The sequence below is a fragment of the Pseudonocardia sp. Ae150A_Ps1 genome, assembly GCF_001932315.1.
In the GTDB taxonomy this organism is placed as follows: domain Bacteria; phylum Actinomycetota; class Actinomycetes; order Mycobacteriales; family Pseudonocardiaceae; genus Pseudonocardia.
The window spans coordinates 241510-259389 of sequence record NZ_MCIJ01000001.1 but is presented as its reverse complement, the minus strand read 5'-3'; the positions used below and the strand labels follow the sequence as shown (position 1 = coordinate 259389).

13 protein-coding genes are annotated in these 17880 nt (G+C 76.2%); 6 read left to right on the top strand and 7 right to left on the bottom strand.

Annotation, left to right across the window (positions count from 1 at the left end; genetic code table 11):
* Positions 1–8 precede the first annotated feature (8 nt).
* From Ae150APs1_RS01090 to Ae150APs1_RS01080, 3 genes are all read right to left on the bottom strand, one after another.
* The gene (locus Ae150APs1_RS01090) at positions 9–926 is read right to left on the bottom strand and encodes an aldose 1-epimerase family protein (RefSeq protein WP_075295152.1); all 918 of its coding nucleotides are present in this window, start codon (positions 924–926) and stop codon (positions 9–11) included.
* A 72-nt stretch (positions 927–998) separates the two neighbouring features.
* Entirely contained in the window at positions 999–4544 is a 3546-nt protein-coding gene (locus Ae150APs1_RS01085; RefSeq protein WP_075295150.1) for an AAA family ATPase, read from the bottom strand.
* Positions 4541–5764 (bottom strand): DNA repair exonuclease, encoded by a 1224-nt coding sequence (locus Ae150APs1_RS01080; protein WP_249266522.1) that lies wholly within the window; start codon positions 5762–5764, stop codon positions 4541–4543. The genes Ae150APs1_RS01085 and Ae150APs1_RS01080 overlap by 4 nt, the downstream gene beginning before the upstream one ends.
* 230 nt (positions 5765–5994) lie before the next feature.
* On the opposite strand from Ae150APs1_RS01080, the gene Ae150APs1_RS01075 reads away from it, so the two are divergent.
* The 4 genes from Ae150APs1_RS01075 (at position 5995) to Ae150APs1_RS01060 (ending at position 10496) form a co-directional block, all read left to right on the top strand.
* Positions 5995–6183 (top strand): hypothetical protein, encoded by a 189-nt coding sequence (locus Ae150APs1_RS01075; RefSeq protein WP_075295146.1) that lies wholly within the window; start codon positions 5995–5997, stop codon positions 6181–6183.
* Complete coding sequence (locus Ae150APs1_RS01070) at positions 6180–6407, top strand: hypothetical protein (RefSeq protein ID WP_010236279.1); 228 nt, start codon at positions 6180–6182, stop codon at positions 6405–6407. Before Ae150APs1_RS01075 ends, Ae150APs1_RS01070 begins: the two co-directional genes overlap by 4 nt.
* 104 nt (positions 6408–6511) lie before the next feature.
* On the top strand, positions 6512–7234 hold the full coding sequence (locus Ae150APs1_RS01065; protein WP_075295144.1) for a hypothetical protein: 723 nt from the start codon (positions 6512–6514) through the stop codon (positions 7232–7234).
* A gap of 28 nt (positions 7235–7262) precedes the next feature.
* Positions 7263–10496, top strand: coding sequence for a cytochrome P450 (locus Ae150APs1_RS01060; protein ID WP_075295142.1), 3234 nt, complete (start codon positions 7263–7265; stop codon positions 10494–10496).
* 21 nt (positions 10497–10517) lie between these two features.
* On the opposite strand, the gene nhaA is transcribed toward Ae150APs1_RS01060, so the two are convergent.
* The 3 genes from nhaA to edd form a co-directional block, all read right to left on the bottom strand.
* Entirely contained in the window at positions 10518–11843 is a 1326-nt protein-coding gene (gene nhaA / locus Ae150APs1_RS01055) for a Na+/H+ antiporter NhaA (RefSeq protein WP_075295140.1), read from the bottom strand.
* Positions 11844–11913: 70 nt separating this feature from the next.
* The gene (gene eda / locus Ae150APs1_RS01050; RefSeq protein WP_075295138.1) at positions 11914–12540 is read right to left on the bottom strand and encodes a bifunctional 4-hydroxy-2-oxoglutarate aldolase/2-dehydro-3-deoxy-phosphogluconate aldolase; all 627 of its coding nucleotides are present in this window, start codon (positions 12538–12540) and stop codon (positions 11914–11916) included.
* A 28-nt stretch (positions 12541–12568) separates the two neighbouring features.
* Positions 12569–14413 (bottom strand): phosphogluconate dehydratase, encoded by a 1845-nt coding sequence (edd, locus tag Ae150APs1_RS01045; RefSeq protein ID WP_075295136.1) that lies wholly within the window; start codon positions 14411–14413, stop codon positions 12569–12571.
* Positions 14414–14574: 161 nt separating this feature from the next.
* Between edd and Ae150APs1_RS01040 the strand changes: the two genes are divergently transcribed.
* Entirely contained in the window at positions 14575–15759 is a 1185-nt protein-coding gene (locus Ae150APs1_RS01040) for an ROK family transcriptional regulator (protein ID WP_075295134.1), read from the top strand.
* A gap of 11 nt (positions 15760–15770) precedes the next feature.
* On the opposite strand, the gene Ae150APs1_RS01035 is transcribed toward Ae150APs1_RS01040, so the two are convergent.
* Positions 15771–16520 (bottom strand): GNAT family N-acetyltransferase, encoded by a 750-nt coding sequence (locus Ae150APs1_RS01035; RefSeq protein WP_075295133.1) that lies wholly within the window; start codon positions 16518–16520, stop codon positions 15771–15773.
* 148 nt (positions 16521–16668) lie between these two features.
* Between Ae150APs1_RS01035 and galK the strand changes: the two genes are divergently transcribed.
* Positions 16669–17799 (top strand): galactokinase, encoded by a 1131-nt coding sequence (gene galK / locus Ae150APs1_RS01030; protein ID WP_075295132.1) that lies wholly within the window; start codon positions 16669–16671, stop codon positions 17797–17799.
* The last annotated feature ends 81 nt before the right edge of the window (positions 17800–17880 follow it).

Below are 17880 nucleotides of genomic sequence, written 5' to 3'. Positions count from 1 at the left end.
GAAAGAGATCACCCGGTGGCCAGCACACCCCAGCGCAGCACCTGCTGCTCCCCCGGCACCAGCTCGATGAGGTCGGTACCCGAGTTCAGCGCGTCCGGCGGGCAGGTCATCGGCTCCACCGCGACCGCGCGGGAGGCGGAGACGGCGCCGTCCGGGCACTGGCGCGGGAAGTCCGGCGGAGTGAAGACCTGCACCCAGCCGAACGCCGGCTCCGCCCAGAGCTCGGTGCCGCCACCGTCGGGCGCGGCCACGCGGTGCCGGACCAGCTCGTCCCCGTCGCCCGGGGCGCAGCCGCCGAACGCGTCATCCAGCTCCAGCCCGGCCAGCGGGGTCGACGAGAACTCCCGCTCCAGCGGGCGCGCCGGGCCGGACGGGATCCCGCCGTCGAGCGGCACGGTGGTGCGGGCGGCGAGGGTGAGCTCCAGCTCGTCGGTGGGCACGTCCCCGACCCGCAGGTACGGGTGGAAGCCCAGTCCGAACGGGACGGGCGCGTCGCCGAGGTTCTCGACGTGGGTCTCGACGGTGAGGCCGCCCGCCCCGACGGTGTGGGTGACGGTCACACGCACCGGCTGCGGCCACCCCGGCTGGACGGGCGCGACGGCCGTCAGCGAGACATGGTCGCCCGCGCGGTCGGCGAGGGCCCACGGCACGTGCCGGAGCAGGCCGTGGATGGCGTTGCCGGCCGCGGGCTCGGTCAGCGGGAGGTGGTGGGCGGTGCCGCGGTGGCTCCAGCTGCCGCCCGCGACCCGGTTCGGCCACGGGGCCAGGACCGCACCCGAGCCCTTCGGGGGCCGCGCCGTCGGCGGGTGCGGCTCCACCCGCACCCGGCCGCCCTGGACGAACCCGGCCAGGCCGCCGCCGACCTCGTCGACCTCGGCCCGGGCGTCCCCGCTGACGATCACGAACCGCTCACCGCACGCGTCCATGGGAGCAGTCTGCGCGACGGTGTCCCCGGCGCGGGCCGGGGGTCGGCGGTCCGGATGTCGAGGACGGCTGTGTCAGCCCGCCAGCGGGGTGGCGCGCGCCGCGTCGGCGTCGAGGACGGCGTCGACCCGGGCGGGCGGCCCCAGCTCGGCGACGGCGAAGTCCGCCCCGGTGCTGCGGGCCAGCCCCACGAGGTGCTCGTGGTGGGTGAACAGCAGCACCTGCTGGGTGCCGGCCAGCTCGGCGAGGACCCGGATCGCGGCGTGGGCACGCTCGTCGTCGAACGTCATCAGCACGTCGTCGAGCACCACCGGGACCGGCGGGAGCCCGGCGTCGGCGCGGTCGGCCTGCAGCTGCTCGATCCCCGCCAGCCGCAGCGCGAGGTGCACCTGGTCGGCGGTGCCCTCGGACAGCTTCTCCGGGACCAGCTCCTCGCCGTCACCGCGGACCGCGACCAGCGTGCGGGCGCCGCCTCCGGGCTCGGACGGGGGCCGCAACGCCACGAACCGGCTGCTCGTCAGCTGCTCCAGCAGCGCCCCGGCACGGACCAGCAGCGGGGACGCGTGGCTGCGCTCGTAGGCCTCCAGCTCCCGGCGCAGGATCTCCCGCTGCAGGTGCAGCACCAGGTAGCGCTCGGCCGCATCGGCGACGCCGGCGAGCTCGGACTGGGCGCGGGCGTGCAGCTCCGCGGCGCCCTCGGCCTCCTCCAGCTCGCGACGCCGGGCGCGCAGCCCACCGAGCTGCTCGCGGACCTCGTCCTGCTCGGCGCCGAGCTCGGTCTCGTGCGTCTCGGCCCGGTCGAGCGCCTCCGTCAGCGCCCCCGGCTCGGTGTCGGGCGCCGACGCGACGAGCTCGCCGGCGTCGAGGTCCGGCGCCGCGGCCGCGAGCAGCCGGGACTGCTCGGCGATCCGGGCGTCGAGATCGGCGACCACGCCACCCCGCTCCGCCGCTGCCTCCAGCCCACCGGGCTCCATCGCCTCGGTCAGCGCCAGCTCGACGGCCAGCCGGTCCAGGATCGCCCCGGCCGTCGCCACCGCGCGGGCAGCGCGGGCGGCGGCGTCCTCGGCGGCGACGATGCCGTCGTCGAGGTGCCCGGCCGACACCGCGCCCTTGGTGACCTCGCGGACCCGGTCGGCCAGCTCGCCGAGGCGGTCCTCCGGGGCGGTCCCGGTCGGCGCCTTCTCCAGGTGCCGCTCGACGAGTGCGGTGACGGCGCGGCGGTGCGCGTTCACGGCGCGTTCGAGGCGGCGGGCCTCGGCGTCGTCCTGGCGGGCCAGCGCACCGGCCTGCTGGGCGTCGGCGACGGTGTCGCGGCGGGTGCCCCAGCCGGACGGCTCCAGATCGGTCGGCAGGCCCGCGCCCCGCAGGGCGAACCGCCACCGCTGGCCGGCCAGCTCCCGCTCGTGTCGTGCGGCGTCGGCGGCACCACCCGCCCGCTCGGCGTCACTGCGCAGCCGGTGGAGCAGGACCAGCCGGTCGCGGGCGTGCCCGGCCTCGGTGGCGAGGTCCTCCGCCGCGAGCAGGAGCACGTCCAGCGGGGCCCCGTCACGCGGGCGCCCGGCGGCGGCGAGGGCCGCGCCCAGGGCGCGCTGCTGCTCGTCGGCCTGGTCGCGCAGCCGGGCGAGGCGCTCGTCGGCCCGGGCCACCTCGTCCTGCGCGCGGGCCGCGTCGCCGAGCGCGGAGAGCACGGTGTCGGCGTCGTCCGGGTCGGGAACGGCGACCCCGTGCGAGCGCCACAGCGTGGACCAGGCGTTGCCCGCCGCCCCAGTCCGCTCGCGGGCCTCGGCGACGCCGGACCCGGCGGACTCGGCGCCGGCGGACGCGGACTCCAGCTCGGCCTCGCGGTGCGCGAGCTCGGCGACCCGGTCCGCGGAGGCGATCATGTCGTCGGCGACCCGGTCGGCCGCGGCGACCGCGGCCGTCACCCGGCCCGCGGCGGTCGCGGTGCCGCCGGGCCCGGCCTCCAGGAGCGCGGCGACGGCGGCGTCGCGCTCGGTCCGGGCCGCGGCGAGCGCGTCCGGCCCGACCGGTCTGCCCCGGGCGGCGACACCGTCGCGGGCCGACCGGGCCCGGTGCGCGCGGTCGTCGGCCTCGGCGGCCGCGCGCTCGGCGGCCCGCAGGTCCTGCTCGGCGGCCCGCAGCGCGGTCCGGGCGGACCGGACCTCGCGCACCGGCGGCGCCAGCACGGTGGGCCCGGCGGTACCGGCCGCGCCCCCGCCGGTGGCCGGGCCCCGGTGCCCGGCCGCGGCCAGCGCCTCGGAGCGGCGGGCGACGGCGGCGTCGCGCTCGACCACGGCGGCCCGGCACAGTGCCGCCGCCGAGCCCTCGGCCTCGATGGCCCGCCGGACCTCGGCGACACGGCCGACCTGCTCGGCGTCCAGCCCGCCCGGGACGTCCGCGGCCTCCCGCACCTCGGCCAGCGCCTCGGTGTGCAGGCGTTCGGCCCGCTCGGCCTCGACGGCGGCCTCGTGCAGGCGGGCGGCGATGGCGTCGAGGTCACGGGCCCGGTCCGCGGGCAGGTGGACGGCGGCCAGCCGCTCGTCGGCACTGCGGCCGTCCTCCGCGACGAGACCCGCCAGTGCCGACTCGGCCCGGCGGTGGGCCTCGGCGGCGTCGGACCGCAGCCGGTCGGCGCGGTCGGCGTCGGCCCGGCGGGCCTGCGCGGCCGACTCGAGCTCCCGGATGCGGGTGGCGTCGGCGAGCAGGTCCTCGTCGAGGTCGAGCTCGGCGCGGCGGGACCGCAACCCGTCGGCGCGCTCCCGGTGCTCGTCGCGTTCCTGCTCGGCCGCGGCGCGGTCCTCGGAGGCCCGGGTGTACTCGGCCAGCGAGTCGGCATCGAGCGCCGCACCGGTCGAGCACAGCGCCGTGCGTTCGGCCCACAGCGCGGCCAGCTCCCGGGCCGGGTCCTGGGCGCGGACGGCCTGGCGGGCGCGGTCGGCGGCGTCGGCCGCAGACCGGCGGGTGCGGCCCAGCTCGGCGGCCCGGCGCTCCAGCCTGCCGATCTCGTCGGCCAGTGCGGTGACCTCGCCGGCCCGCGACGTCCGGTCGGCGGCGGCCTGCTCGGTCTCGGTGAACCGTGCGAACGCGGTGCGCACGGCGACCGACCGGCTCCCGCGGTGCTCCTTGTAGAGCGCGTCGGCCTCGGCGTCGAGCGCGGCGATCAGCGCACGGGCGTCGCGGCCGCTGCGGGCGGTGAACACCAGCTCGGCGAGGTCACCGCCCCCGGCGCAGAGCTTGCGCCCGCCCGCGCGGAGCTGCTCGTGGCCGAGGCCGAAACCCTCCCGCCACCGCCTGCGGGCCTCCGCCCCGCCCTCGCCCCACGGGGCGTCGACGGCCACGTCGTCGTCGGCGTGCAGGCCGCGGGTGGTGCGGCGCAGCGTCCGCTCCCCGTCGGGGCCCTCGACGCACGCCGCGACGGCGAGCCGGGCCGGGCTGAACGCGTACGCGTGCTTCGCCGGCCGGGGCATCCCCCACAGCAGGTCGGACAGCGCGTCGAGCAGGGTGGTCTTGCCGGCCTCGTTCGGCCCGGACACGATCGTCAGGCCGGGACCGAGCTCCAGGTCCCGGCCCTCGTAGGCGCCGTAGCGCTCGAGCACCAGGCTGCGCAGGCGGGCCGTCACGACGACTCCCCCGCCATCCGGGCCAGCAGCTGCTGCTCGGCCTGGCGGGCCAGCGCGGCCAGCCGCTCGTCGTCGCGCAGGTCGAGCAGGCCCGCCTCGCGCAGCCGGCGCCCGACCTCCCGCTCCAGCGGCGCGGCCAGCTCGCGGATGCGGCCGGGCTCACCTGCCAGCTCCGCGGCGGCCGAGGAGACCGCCGCGGTCAGCTCCGGGTCGACGGTCAGCGCCTCCGGGGTCGGCCGGATCCGGTTCCGGATCTTCTCGAGCACCGCGCCCGCGCTCTCCGCGGCCAGCTCCAGCTCCGTACGGACCCGCTCGGTGTCGGTGAGCCCGGCCGCGGCCGGCCCGGCCCCGCACAGCGTGACCTGTGCGACGACGGCCCGCGGCGCCGCCTGGACGCACCGCTCCCGGATCGCCGCGCCGACGGCGTCGAACACCTCGTCGGCGTCGGCGAGGCCGGCGATGTCGACCTCCACCAGCTCCCAGCGCGCCACGTCGAGCACCAGCGGGGTGGGCGCGGCCCAGCGCCCCGGTGCGGCGTCGACGAGCAGCGCGCCCTTCGGCCCGCGCTCCTGCGGGTGCCTGCCCTGCAGGTTCCCGGAGAACCAGGCCTGGTGCGGCCCGTCGCAGACCGGCCGCTGCTCGTGCACGTGACCGAGGGCGAAGTACTCGTAGCCGCAGCCGGACAGGTCCTCCGGACGGCACGGGGCGTAGGTGTCGTGCCGGTCGTCGCCCTGCACCGAGGTGTGCAGCATCCCGACGTTGACCAGGCCGGGGATCCGGTCCGGGTAGGCGGGCACCAGGTTCTCCAGCACCGCCCGGCGGGCGAAGCCCTGACCGTGCACGGCCAGCCCGAGATCGTCGAGCACGACGCTCTCCGGGGCATCGACCGAGAGCCGGTGGGTGTTCGGCGGCAGCCGGAGCGAGCGGGTGATCTCCGACTCGGCGTCGTGGTTGCCGTTGATCAGGAAGACGGGAATGCCCTCGTCGTGCAACCGGGACAGCTGGCGGACGAAGAAGGCACCGGTCGCGTAGTCCTTCCAGTCGCCGTCGTAGACGTCGCCGGCGACGAGCAGCGCGTCGGCCTGCTCGTCGACGACGGCGTCGACCAGGTTCTCGCAGGCGCGCCGGGTCGCCGACCGCAGCGTGGCGGCCAGCTCGGAGTCGCCGAGCCGGGACAGCCCGCGCAGCGGGCTGTCCAGGTGCAGGTCGGCGGCATGCACCAGGCGCAAGGCAGGAACTCCGTGGGTCGGACGGCCGGGAAGTGCCCGAGTCTAGGAGCTGGCACCGACAGTGACCGCGAGGCGACCCGGCGCGTCGGTTGCCCGCGACGAAATCCCTGGTTAGGTGGGGTAGCCCACAGCGGCGCCGGTCACGTTCCGGTGTCCCGGGGCAGGCCCCCGGGGAGAGCATGAGGTCCCGATCCAGACACCTCGTGCGAGGTCCTCGAACGATGATCCTGCTCTGCGAACGCTGCTACGCCCCGGTCGACCCCGCGACCGAGCGCCACTACCGGCTGTCCCACATCGACCACGCCGACGCCGCGGGCGACGTCGTCTGGCGCGACGCGGTCGTCCACACCGACGCCTGCGCCGCGGCCGGAACGGTCACCGCGGCCGGACGGCAGGGCCGCGCCGCATGACCCGCGACCTGCTCTGCGAGCGCTGCTGGAACCCGATCGACCGCACCAGCGAGCCGATCCGGTTCCGCACCCACGGCGGGGTCACCGCGGCCGGGACCCCGGTCCGCTCCCACGTGCACGCGCTGCCGTGCGCGCTCCCCGACACCGGCGAGTGGGACGGCGCGCGGCGCGGGCTGTCCCCCGCCGCCGTCCACCACGCGGCGGCCCAGGCCGACCACCGCTGACCCTCCGGAGGGGACCGCGGCCTGCGGGAACCCTCGAAACTGGGTATGGACCCGCACCCCCGGGTGCGCTCTGGTCGTTCCATGAGTCCAGCGGTGGTGTCCGCGTGAGCCGGGCCCGGGCCCGGCTCGCGGCCGTCACCGGGCTGCTGTTCGCCGCCCTGTTCGTCGCCTCGCTGCTGCTGCTGCACCGCGCCCCCGGGCTCGACGACCCCGACGCCCGGTACGCCTCGTTCCAGGCGAGCGGGGGCGACGGCCTGTTCGTCGCCGTCGGGCTCTACCTCGTGCCGCTCGCGGGCATCGCGTTCCTGTGGCACATGACCGCGATGCGGGCCCTGCTCGACACCCTGACGCCCGCCCCCGCGGCCATGGCGCACGGGCTCAACCTGCTCTCCGGCGTCCTCTTCGTGGCCATGCTCTTCGCGGCCACCGCCGCCGCGTCGGCCCCGGCGCTCGCGTCCTGGCTGGGCAACGCGTCCCCGGTCGAGCCCGACGTGTCACGTGCGCTGACCGCGGTGGGCTACGCGCTGTTCTTCGTGTTCGCCGTCCGCGGCGCCGGGATGTACGCGATCACGACGACCACCCTGCTGCGCAACGGCGGGGTGCTCCCCGGGCCGGTCGCGGTCGTCGGCTACCTGCTCGCCGCGTTCCTGCTGCTCACCGCCAGCACCGATCACGTCTCGGCGCTCGTGTTGCCGGCCTGGGTGGTGCTGGTCGCGGTGAGCCTGGTCGTGCACGCGCGACGCGCCGTCACCCCACCCGCGGCCGAGCCACCCGCCACCGGACCGTCCGCCACCGAGCCACCCGCCACCGAGCAGTCCACCACCTGACCGAACCCGGACCGACCGAGGAGCCGTCATGGCCGCACCGTCCCGTCCCGCAGTGACCTCCGAGATCCCGGGCCCGCGGCCGCTCCCGCTGATCGGGAACGCGCTGAGCGTCCCGTCCGGGCGGACGATCCAGTCGCTGATGCGGCTCACCCGCCGCTACGGGCCGATCCTGCGGCTGCACTCCCCGGCCGGGGACCGCTACGTCGTCTCCGGGCTCGACATGATCGACGACATCTGCGACGACAGCCGCTTCACCAAGCTCGTCGGCGGCGGCCAGCTGGTGCTGCGCAGCCGCTTCCCCAGCGCCGGGCTGTTCACCGCGGACACCGGCGACCCGCTGTGGCGCAGCGCGCACGACATCCTGCTGCCGTCGTTCGGCACCCGCTCGATGCGCGGCTACCTCCCGCAGATGATCGACATCGCCCAGCAGCTGATGCTCAAGTGGGAACGGACCAACCCCGGCGAGCCGGTCGACGTCACCGCCGACACCACCCGGCTCACCCTGGACACGATCGCGCTCTGCGGGTTCGGCTACCGGTTCAACTCGTTCTACCGGGAGACCAACCACCCGTTCGTCGACGCGATGCTGGGCGTGCTCGCCGAGAGCCAGACCCGGTCGCGGATCCCCCCGGCGCTCGTCCGGCTGCGCCGCGGCGCCGAGCGGCGGTTCACCCGGAACCTGCGGCTGATGACCGACACCGTCGGCGCGATCCTCGACGAGCGCCGCAGCAGCGGCGACCCGGGCGACGACCTGCTCGGCCGGATGCTGACCGGCACCGACAAGCAGGGCCGGTCGCTGCCCGACGACAACATCGTGTCCCAGTGCATCACCTTCCTGGTCGCCGGGCACGAGACGACCAGCGGCCTGCTGTCCTTCACGATCTCCTACCTGATCAAGAACCCGGAGGTGGTCGCCCGCGCCCAGGAGGAGGTCGACCGGGTGCTGGGCACGGACCCGGAGGTGATGCCGACGGCGGAGCAGCTCGGCAGGCTCACCTACGTCACCCAGATCCTGGACGAGACGCTGCGGCTGTGGCCGACCGCGCCCGCCTTCACCCGCCAGCCACTCGCCGACGACACCGTCGGCGGGTACCCGACGGCCCGCGGCACCGGGATCGTCGCGCTCACCCCGATGCTGCACCGCCTGCCGGAGGTATGGGGACCCGACGCCGAGGAGTTCGACCCGGACCACTTCGCGCCCGAGCGGCGCGACGCGCTGCCGCCGAACGCGTTCAAGCCGTTCGGGTCCGGCCAGCGCGCCTGCATCGGCAGGCAGTTCGCGATGCAGGAGGCCGTGCTGGTGCTCGGCATGCTGCTGCAGCGCTTCGAGATGATCGACCACGCCGGTTACACGCTGCGGATCCGGGAGGCGCTGACCCTCAAACCGGAGGGCCTGACCGTCACCCTGCGCCCGCGGTCCGGCCGGACGCCCGGAGCGACCGCACCGCCGCCCCCCGTCCGCGCCGCCGCCCCCGCGACCGTCCCGCAGGCCGGCGGCGACCGGCACGGCACCCCGCTGCTGGTGCTGTTCGGCTCCAACCTCGGCACCGCCGAGGACCTCGCGGGCCGGATCGTCCGCGACGGCGCCGACCGTGGCTACGCGGCGCGCACCGCCCCGCTGGACTCCGCGACCCGCGCACTGCCCACGACCGGAGCCGTGGTGATCGTGTCGGCGTCGTACAACGGGACGCCGCCCGACAACGCGGCCGCGTTCTGCGCGTGGCTGCGCGACACCGGCACCCCGGACGGCGCCGCCGCGGGCGTCCGCTTCACCGTGTTCGGCTGCGGGAACCGGGACTGGGCGTCGACCTACCAGGCCGTGCCGACGCTGATCGACGACCGGCTGGCGGCACTCGGCGGCACCCGCGTGCACCCACGCGGCGAGGGGGACGCCCGCGGCGACTTCGACGGCCAGTACGCGGCCTGGACCGCCGGGCTGTGGGACGACCTCGCAGCCGCGCTCGACCTGCGGGGGCAGGCCGGTGCCGCCGGCACCACGGGCCCGCGGCTGCGGCTGGACTACGAGAACCTGCGGGCCTCCGCGCCGGTCGTGCGCTCCTACCGCAGCGTCCCCGCCACCGTGCGGGCCAACCGGGAGCTCACCTCCGGCGAGGCGGACCGGTCGGTGCGCCACCTGGAGATCGAGCTGCCGGCCGGGACGACCTACGGCACCGGTGACCACCTGGGCGTCCTGCCCCGCAACGACGCCGCGCTCGTCCGGCGCGTGCTGGCCCGGTTCGGGCTCGACCCGGCGACGTACGTGACCGTCGCCGCCACCGGTGCCGCGCCCACCCACCTGCCCACCGGGGAGTCGTACCCGGTGCTGGCGGTCCTCGCCGGCTGCGTCGAGCTGCAGGACCCGGCGAGCCGGGCGGGCCTCGCCGCGGTCGCCGCGCACCTGCCCGCCGGGCCGGACCGCGACGCGCTGGAGGCCCTCACCGGCACCGACGACGCCTCCCGGGCCCGCTACCGCGAGCAGATCGCGCTCCCCCGCCGGTCACTGCTGGACGTGCTGGAGGCGTACCCGGCGAGCACCCTGCCGTTCGCCGAGTTCCTGGACGTGCTGCCGCCGCTGCGGCCGCGCTACTACTCGATCTCCTCGGCGCCGGAGGCGAGCCCGAACCCGTCGGTGACGGTCGGGGTGCTGGAGGCGCCCGCGCGGTCCGGCGACGGGGTCCACCACGGCGTCTGCTCGACGCACCTGCGGGACAGCGAGCCCGGCGGGACCGTGTTCGTCCTGGTCCGGGAGCCGTCGATCCCGTTCCGGCCGCCGGAGAACCCGCACCGGCCGATGATCATGATCGGGGCGGGCACCGGGATGGCCCCGTTCCGCGGGTTCTGCGAGGAGCGGATGGCGCTGTACGAGCGCGGGGTGCCGGTCGCGGAGTCCCTCCTCGTGCTCGGCTGCCGGGACCCGCTGCACGACCTGCTCTACGCCGGTGAGCTGCGGGCGTTCACCGACGCGGGCGTCGCACGGCTGCTGCCCGCCTACTCCCGGATGCCCGGCCACCCGCACCGCTACGTCCAGCACGTGCTGGCCGCGGAGGCGGAGACCGTGTGGAAGGTGCTGGAACAGGACGCGGTGGTCTACGTGTGCGGGAACGCGAACACGATGGCCCCGGCGGTGCGCGAGGCCCTGGTCACGCTGTACCGGGACCGGAGCGAGGGCACCGCCGACGAGGGCGACGCCTGGCTCGCCGCGCTCCGCGCCGCGGGCCGCTACCTGGAGGACATCTGGGGCGAGTCGGCCGTTCCGGGCTGAGACGCCCGCCCGGCGGGGGTTTCAGCCGTCGTCGCGCCGGGTGCCGTCCGCCGGGCCGTCCTGGTAGGCGCCCGGGATACCGTCGTGGTCGTCGTCGCGGGTGTCGGCCTCGGCGATCCGCCGGTAGTGCCGGTTGCGGAGACGGAGCACGACGGTCGCGAGCAGCGCCGCGAGCAGCGACCCGGCCAGGACGCCGATCTTCACGTGGTCGTCCTGCGGGGTGCCGGTGCCGAACGCGAGCTCGCCGACCAGCAGGGAGACCGTGAAGCCGATCCCGGCGAGCTGGGCGAGCCCGAGCAGGTCCCACCAGCTCAGGTCGTCCGAGAGCCGGGCCCGGGTGAAGCGCTGCACCAGCCAGGTCGAGCCGAGCACACCCACGGTCTTGCCCAGCACGAGCCCGGCGACGATGCCCAGGGCGATCGGGTCGGCCAGCGCCGCACCGAGACCACCGGCGTCGACCACGGACACCCCGGCGGCGAAGAAGGCGAAGACCGGGACGGCGAACCCGGCCGAGATCGGTCGCCAGGTGTGCTCGAACTGCTCGGACAGCGAGTGGTGGTCCGGGTCGGGCTGCTGTCCCCGCCGCTGCAGGACCGGCACCGCGAAGCCGAGCAGCACCCCGGCGACGGTGGCGTGCACCCCCGACTCGTGGACGAGCACCCAGGTCACCGCCGCGAGCGGCAGCAGCACCCACCAGGCCCGGATCCCGCGCTGCACGGCCAGGGTGAACAGGGCGAGCGGCACGAGGGCGAGCAGCAGCGGGCCGAAGGAGAGCTCGTCGGTGTAGAAGACCGCGATGATCGTGATGGCCAGCAGGTCGTCGACGACGGCGAGGGTCAGCAGGAACATCCGCAGCGCCGACGGCAGACTGGAGCCGATCACCGCGAGCACCGCCACGGCGAACGCGATGTCGGTGGCGGTCGGGATCGCCCAGCCGGCGAGGCCATCGGGGTTGCCGGCGTTGATCGCGACGTAGATCAGCGCCGGGGCGACCATCCCGCCGACCGCCGCCGCGACCGGCAGCAGCGCGCGCTTCGGGTCCCGCAGGTCACCGGCGAGGAACTCACGCTTGAGCTCCAGCCCGACGACGAAGAAGAAGATCGCGAGGAGTCCGTCCGCCGCCCAGGTGGCGAGCGACAGGTCCAGGTGCAGCGCGGCCGGACCGACCGTGGTGCCCGCGAGATCGAAGTACGTCTCGCGCCACGGTGAGTTCGCGAACAGCAGGGCCAGCACGGCGGCGCCGACGAGGAGAGCCCCGCCGACGGTCGCGGTGCGCAGGACGTCGGCGATGCGCTTCGCCTCGGGCCAGGAACCGCGGGAGAAGAGGGACTTCGGGGTGGTGCTCACAACGCTCCGGAGGTCGGTGGGCAGGGGTCGTCGCTCGCCGACCAGACTTCCCGGCACACCGGTGGAGACCCTACCGTCCGCCTCCCAGCGCCGCCGCCTCGGCGGCCAGGTCCCGGATCCGGCCGAAGTCCCCCGCCGCCACCAGGTCGGCGGGGGTCAGCCAGGACCCGCCCACGCAGGACACGTTCGGCAGCGCCAGGTAGTCCGGCGCCGACGCGGGGGTGATCCCGCCGGTCGGGCAGAACCGCAGGTCGGGCAGCGGGCCGCCGACCGACTTCAGGAACGGGCGGCCGCCGGCGGCCTCGGCCGGGAAGAACTTCATCGCGGTGTGCCCGCGCTCGGCGACCGCGAGCATCTCCGAGATCGACGACGTCCCGGGCAGCAGGTCCAGGCCGGAGTCCTCCATCGCGTCGAGCAGCCGCGGGGTCGCCCCCGGGCTGACCAGGAACCGGGCGCCCGCCGCGACCGACGCCGTGACGTCGGCCGGGGTGCGGACAGTCCCGGTCCCGACGACCGCGCCGGGCACCTCGGCCGCGATCCGCCGGACGGCCTCGGTGGCGGCCGGGGTCCGCAGGGTGACCTCGATCACCGGCAGCCCGCCGTCGACCAGCGCGCGGGCCAGCGGGACGGCGGCGCCGGCGTCGTCGAGCACGACGACGGGGACGACGGGGGCCAGCTCCAGCAGCTTCTCGCTCACGGTGTGTTCCTCACGGTGTGGTCGGTTCCTACAGGGCGACGGTCGCACCCTCGTCGGCCGGCCCGACGACGGCCCGGAACGCGGCGAACAGCTCCCGGCCGGTCCCGAACGTCGGCCCGGACGGCTCGTCACGCCGCGCGGGCTCACGGGCGTCGAACTCGTCGGCGTCGACCAGCAGCGACAGGGTGCCGACCAGGGTGTCGAGCCGGATCGGGTCGCCGTCGCGCACCTTCTGCAGCGGCCCGCCGCGGGCGGCCTCGGGGGTGACGTGCAGCGCCGCGGGGACCTTGCCCGACGCACCGGACATCCGCCCGTCGGTCACGACGGCGACCCGCTGCCCGCGGTCCTGCAGCACCCCGAGCGCCGGGGTGAGCTTGTGCAGCTCGGGCATCCCGTTGGACCGCGGCCCCTGGTAGCGGACGACGGCGACGAAGTCCCGCCCGTCGAGCTCACCCGCGTGGTAGGCGGCCAGCAGCTCGTCCTGGTCCTCGACGACGACGGCGGGAGCCTCGACGACGCGGTGGTCCGGCTCCACGGCGGAGGTCTTGACCACCGACCGGCCGAGGTTGCCGTGCAGCACGCGCAGGCCGCCGTCCGGGGCGAAGGGGTCCGCGACGCCCCGCAGGACGGACTTGTCCGGGCTCTCCTCCGGACCCTCGCGCCAGACCAGCCCGCCGTCGGCGAGGAACGGCTCGCGGGTGTAGCGGGACAGTCCCGGCCCGTCGACGGTGGCGACGTCGTCGTGCAGCAGCCCGGCCCGGACGAGCTCACGGACCAGCAGCTGGACGCCGCCCGCGGCCCGGAAGTGGTTCACGTCGGCCTCGCCGTTCGGGTAGATCCGGGCGAGGAGCGGCACCACCGACGAGAGGTCGGAGAAGTCGTCCCAGGTGATCTGCACGCCCGCGGCGGCGGCCATCGCGACCAGGTGCATCGTGTGGTTGGTCGAGCCGCCGGTCGCCAGCAGCGCCACGATCCCGTTGACGACGGCCTTCTCGTCGACGATCTCGCCCATGGCGAGGGACCGGTCCCCGGCCGCCGCGAGTGCCCGGCGGGCGGTCTCGGCGGTCAGCGCGTCGCGCAGCGGGGTGCCCGGGTTGACGAACGTCGAGCCCGGCAGGTGCAGGCCCATGATCTCCATGAGCAGCTGGTTGGAGTTCGCGGTGCCGAAGAACGTGCAGGTCCCGGGCCCGTGGTAGCTCTGCGACTCGGCCTCGAGCAGCTCGGCGCGGTCGATCTCGCCCGCGGCGAACGCCTGCCGCACGCGGGCCTTCTCCTTGTTCGGCAGGCCCGACGGCATCGGGCCGGCCGGGGCGAGCAGCACCGGGAGGTGGCCGAACGACAGCGCCCCCATCACGAGCCCGGGGACGATCTTGTCGCAGACGCCGAGCAGCACCGCGGCGTCGAACATGTCGTGCGAGAGCGCGACCGCGGTGGACATCGCGATCACGTCGCGGGAGAACAGCGACAGCTCCATGCCGGCGCGGCCCTGGGTGATGCCGTCGCACATCGCCGGCACACCGCCGGCGACCTGGGCGACGCCGCCGGCGGCGCGGGCGGCCTCCTTGATCAGGGCCGGGTAGGTCTCGAACGGCTGGTGCGCCGAGAGCATGTCGTTGTAGGCGGTGACGATCGCGAGGTTGCGGGCGGGCGTCGCGGTGAGCGTCAGCTTGTCCGGGCCGCAGGCGGCGGCGCCGTGGGCGAGGTTCGCGCAGCCCAGGCCCTCGCGGGTGGGGCCGGCGGCGGGCCCGGCGGCCGAGCGGATGCGCTCCAGATAGGCGGCCCGGGTGGTGGCGGAACGGGCGGTCACCCGCCGGGTGACCTCGTCGAGGACGGGGTGGGTCTCCGGGGTGCGGTTCTCGGAGGGAGGGGTCACGGCGCGTCGATCTCCTGTGGTGGGCGGATGGCGGGCCGAACGTGTGCGGCACCACGGGCGCCACGCTTAAGAACTCTAGCGATCCACTTACGTACTCACAAGACAATAGTGTGACCGGATCAGCGTCTTGCCAGCTCAAAGCCCTGTGGTTCACTGGACGAATGCGAGGACGCACCCCGACCAGCGCGCCCGCGACCGCGGGCGAGATCTTCCGGCTGGTCCGGGACGGCGTGGCGGCCACCCGGACCGAGATCGGTCGCGAGACCGGCCTGTCCCGGACCGCCGTGGCCGCACGCGTGGACCGGCTGCTCTCCGACGGCCTCGTGACCGAGGTCGTCGGTGCCGCCGCCACCGGCGGCCGCCCGGCCGCGCGCCTGGAGTTCAACGCCGCGGGCGGCACGGTGCTCGCGCTGTCCGTCGGCGTCAGCCGCTCCAAGGCCGCCGTGTGCGACCTGGCCGGCACCATCCTGGCCGAGGGCGTGATCGACCAGCCGGCCGCCGTCGGGCCCGAGAGGCTGCTCGGCGACGCGGTGACGGTGATGGAGAAGCTGCTGCTCGACGCGGGTGTCGAGGACACCGGCATCCGCGGCATCGGGCTGTCGATCCCGGGCGCGGTGGACCGGGTACGGGGCTGGTCGGTGGGCGTGCCGTCGCTGCCCGGCTGGGAGCACGTGCCGCTCGCACCGCTGCTCACCGAGCGCTTCCCGGCACCGGTGCGGGTGGACAACGACGTGAACGCCATGGCCCTGGCCGAGCACGACGCGCACCCCGACGTCGACGACCTGCTGATGGTCAAGATCGGGTCCGGGGTCGGGGCCGGGCTGGTGTCCGGCGGGTTCCTGCAGCGCGGTGCGTGGGGTGCCGCGGGCGAGATCGGGCACACCCCGGTCCAGGACGGGCCGGGGATCGGCTGTGGCTGCGGCAACGTCGACTGCCTGGAGGTGCTCGCCTCCGGCCGGGCGCTCGTGCGGGACCTGTCCGACGGGCGGCCCGAGGGCGCGGTCACCTCGATCGCCGACGTCGTCGAGCTGGTGAAGCGGGGCGACCCGGACGCCGTGCGGCTGGTCCGGATCGTCGGGCGCCGGCTCGGCGAGGTGCTGGCCGCGGCGGTCAACCTGGTCAACCCGGCGCTCGTCGCGATCGGCGGCGACCTGGTGGGCGCGTTCGACCCGCTGGTCGCCGGCGTCCGCGAGGCGATCTACCGCCGGTCGATGGCGACGGCGACGCAGAACCTGCGGATCGAGCCCGGGCTGCTCGCCGGGCGGAGCGGCGTCACGGGCTGCGCCATCCTCGTGCTCGACGACGTGCTCTCGGCCGGTTCGGTCGACGCGACCCTCTCGGCCTGAGCCCCGCCCTCTCAGGGCGCCGGCGGTGTCCGCACCAGGTCGAACCGCATCGGGCGCGCCACCTCGAAGCCCATCGCACGGTAGAGCCGGATAGCCCCCTCGTTGGACGCCGAGGCGTGCAGCACCGGCCGCTCGCCGCGGGCGACGATCCCGGCCGCGACCGCGTCCACCAGGCGCCGGGCCAGCCCGCGCCCGCGGTGCTCCGGGTCGGTGCACACCGCGCTGATCTCGGTCGCGCCGCCGGGACCGGCGGGGCCGAGACGCATCCGCTCACCGGCCATCGCGACCAGCCGCCCGCCGGCGCGGATCCCGAGGTAGGTGCCCAGCTCGGCGGTGCGCGCCAGCCACGGTCCGGGCCGGGTGCGGGCGGTCAGCGCCGCCATCTCGGCGCGGTCGCCCGGGCCGAGCTCGACCGCCTCGCCGTCCGGCTCGCCGGGGACGGCGGCGCCGTCCATCTGGACCCCCGGGAACGCCACCGACAGCGCCCAGCCCGCGGGGAGCGCCGGCGGGCCGTCCCCGGCCCGGACGACGACGACCTCCTGCCCCGGCCCGCACAACGCGGCGAGGTCCGCCCAGTCCGCGCCGGACGGGTCCAGCGGCAGCCCGCCGAACGGCGAGACGTCCGGGTCGAAGCGCGCCGCACCGCCGCGCACCGTCCCGAACCGGCGGAGCCGCCCCCCGAGGGCGCCGGGGACCGGGTTGAGCAGCACTTCCGGCAGGGTCGCGCTGCCGGGGCCGGATGCGGTCGCGGGATCGGGCACGGTCCGATCGTGCCTCCGCGGCCGCCGGCACACGTCAGGGGGTCCGCTACGGTTCCCGCGTGAGTTGCACGTCGGAGAAGACACGGCGGGACGGCCGGGCGGACCTCGACGCGAGCCCGCGGGCCGTCGCCGGCACCGGGAGCACCGCATGACCGCCGCCGACGCCTTCGCCGCCGACCGGGGCACCGCCCCGTCCGGGGTCTGGTTCGCGCCGGGCCGCGTCAACCTGATCGGCGAGCACACCGACTACAACGACGGCTTCGTCCTGCCCTTCGCCCTGCCGCACCGGGCGGTCGTCGCGGCCGGCCCGGCGGGCGGGCGTAGCCGGGTCCGGTCGGCGCAGGAGCCGTCCGGCGCCGTCGAGTTCGACGCGTCGACCGTGGCGCCCGGCGACGTCGAGGGCTGGGCCGCCTACGTCGCCGGGACCTGCTGGGCGTTCCGCGAGGCCGGCCACCCGGTCGCCGACCTGGAGATCGAGCTGGACTCGGACGTCCCGGTCGGGGCCGGGCTGTCGTCGTCGGCGGCGGTGGAGTGCGCGGTCGGGGTCGCGCTGGCCGGGCTCGCCGGGGTGGAGATCGGTCCGACCGAGCTGGCCCGCATCGCCCGGCGCGCGGAGAACGAGTTCGTCGGTGCCCCCACCGGTGGGATGGACCAGATGGCGTCGATGCACGGCCGGGCCGGCCGGCTGGTCTTCCTCGACACCCGCGACGACACGGTCGAGCTGGTGCCGTTCGAGCTCGGCCCGCACGGGCTGGAGCTGCTGGTGATCGACACCCGGGCCCCGCACGCGCACGCCGGCGGCGAGTACGGGCAGCGGCGCGCGGACTGCGAGGAGGCCGCCGCCGCACTGGGCGTGGGTGCGCTGCGCGACGCGACCGCCGACGCCGTCGAGCGGCTGACCGACGACCGGGTCCGCCGCCGGGCGCGGCACGTCGTCACCGAGAACGACCGGGTCCGCGCGGTGGTGGAGCTCCTCGGCTCCGGCGCCGACCCGCGGGAGATCGGCCCTCTGCTCGACGCCTCGCACACCTCGATGCGCGACGACTTCGAGATCACCGTCCCGCACGTCGACGTCGCCGTGGAGGCGGCCAGGGCCGGTGGCGCGGCCGGCGCGCGGATGACCGGCGGTGGGTTCGGTGGGTGCGTGATCGCGCTCGTCCCGGCGGCGGCGGCCGCGGCCGTCACCGGCTCGGTGGAGCGGGCCTACGCCGAGCGCGGCTGGACGGCGCCGGTGGTGTTCCCCGGGACGCCGAGCGAGGGCGCGGGCCGCCTCTCCTGATCCCGGGACCCCCGCGCTCCGGCCCGGATACCGGGCCATCGGGCACGCCGGGACCACTTCGGCTTTCGAGAGACCGATCAG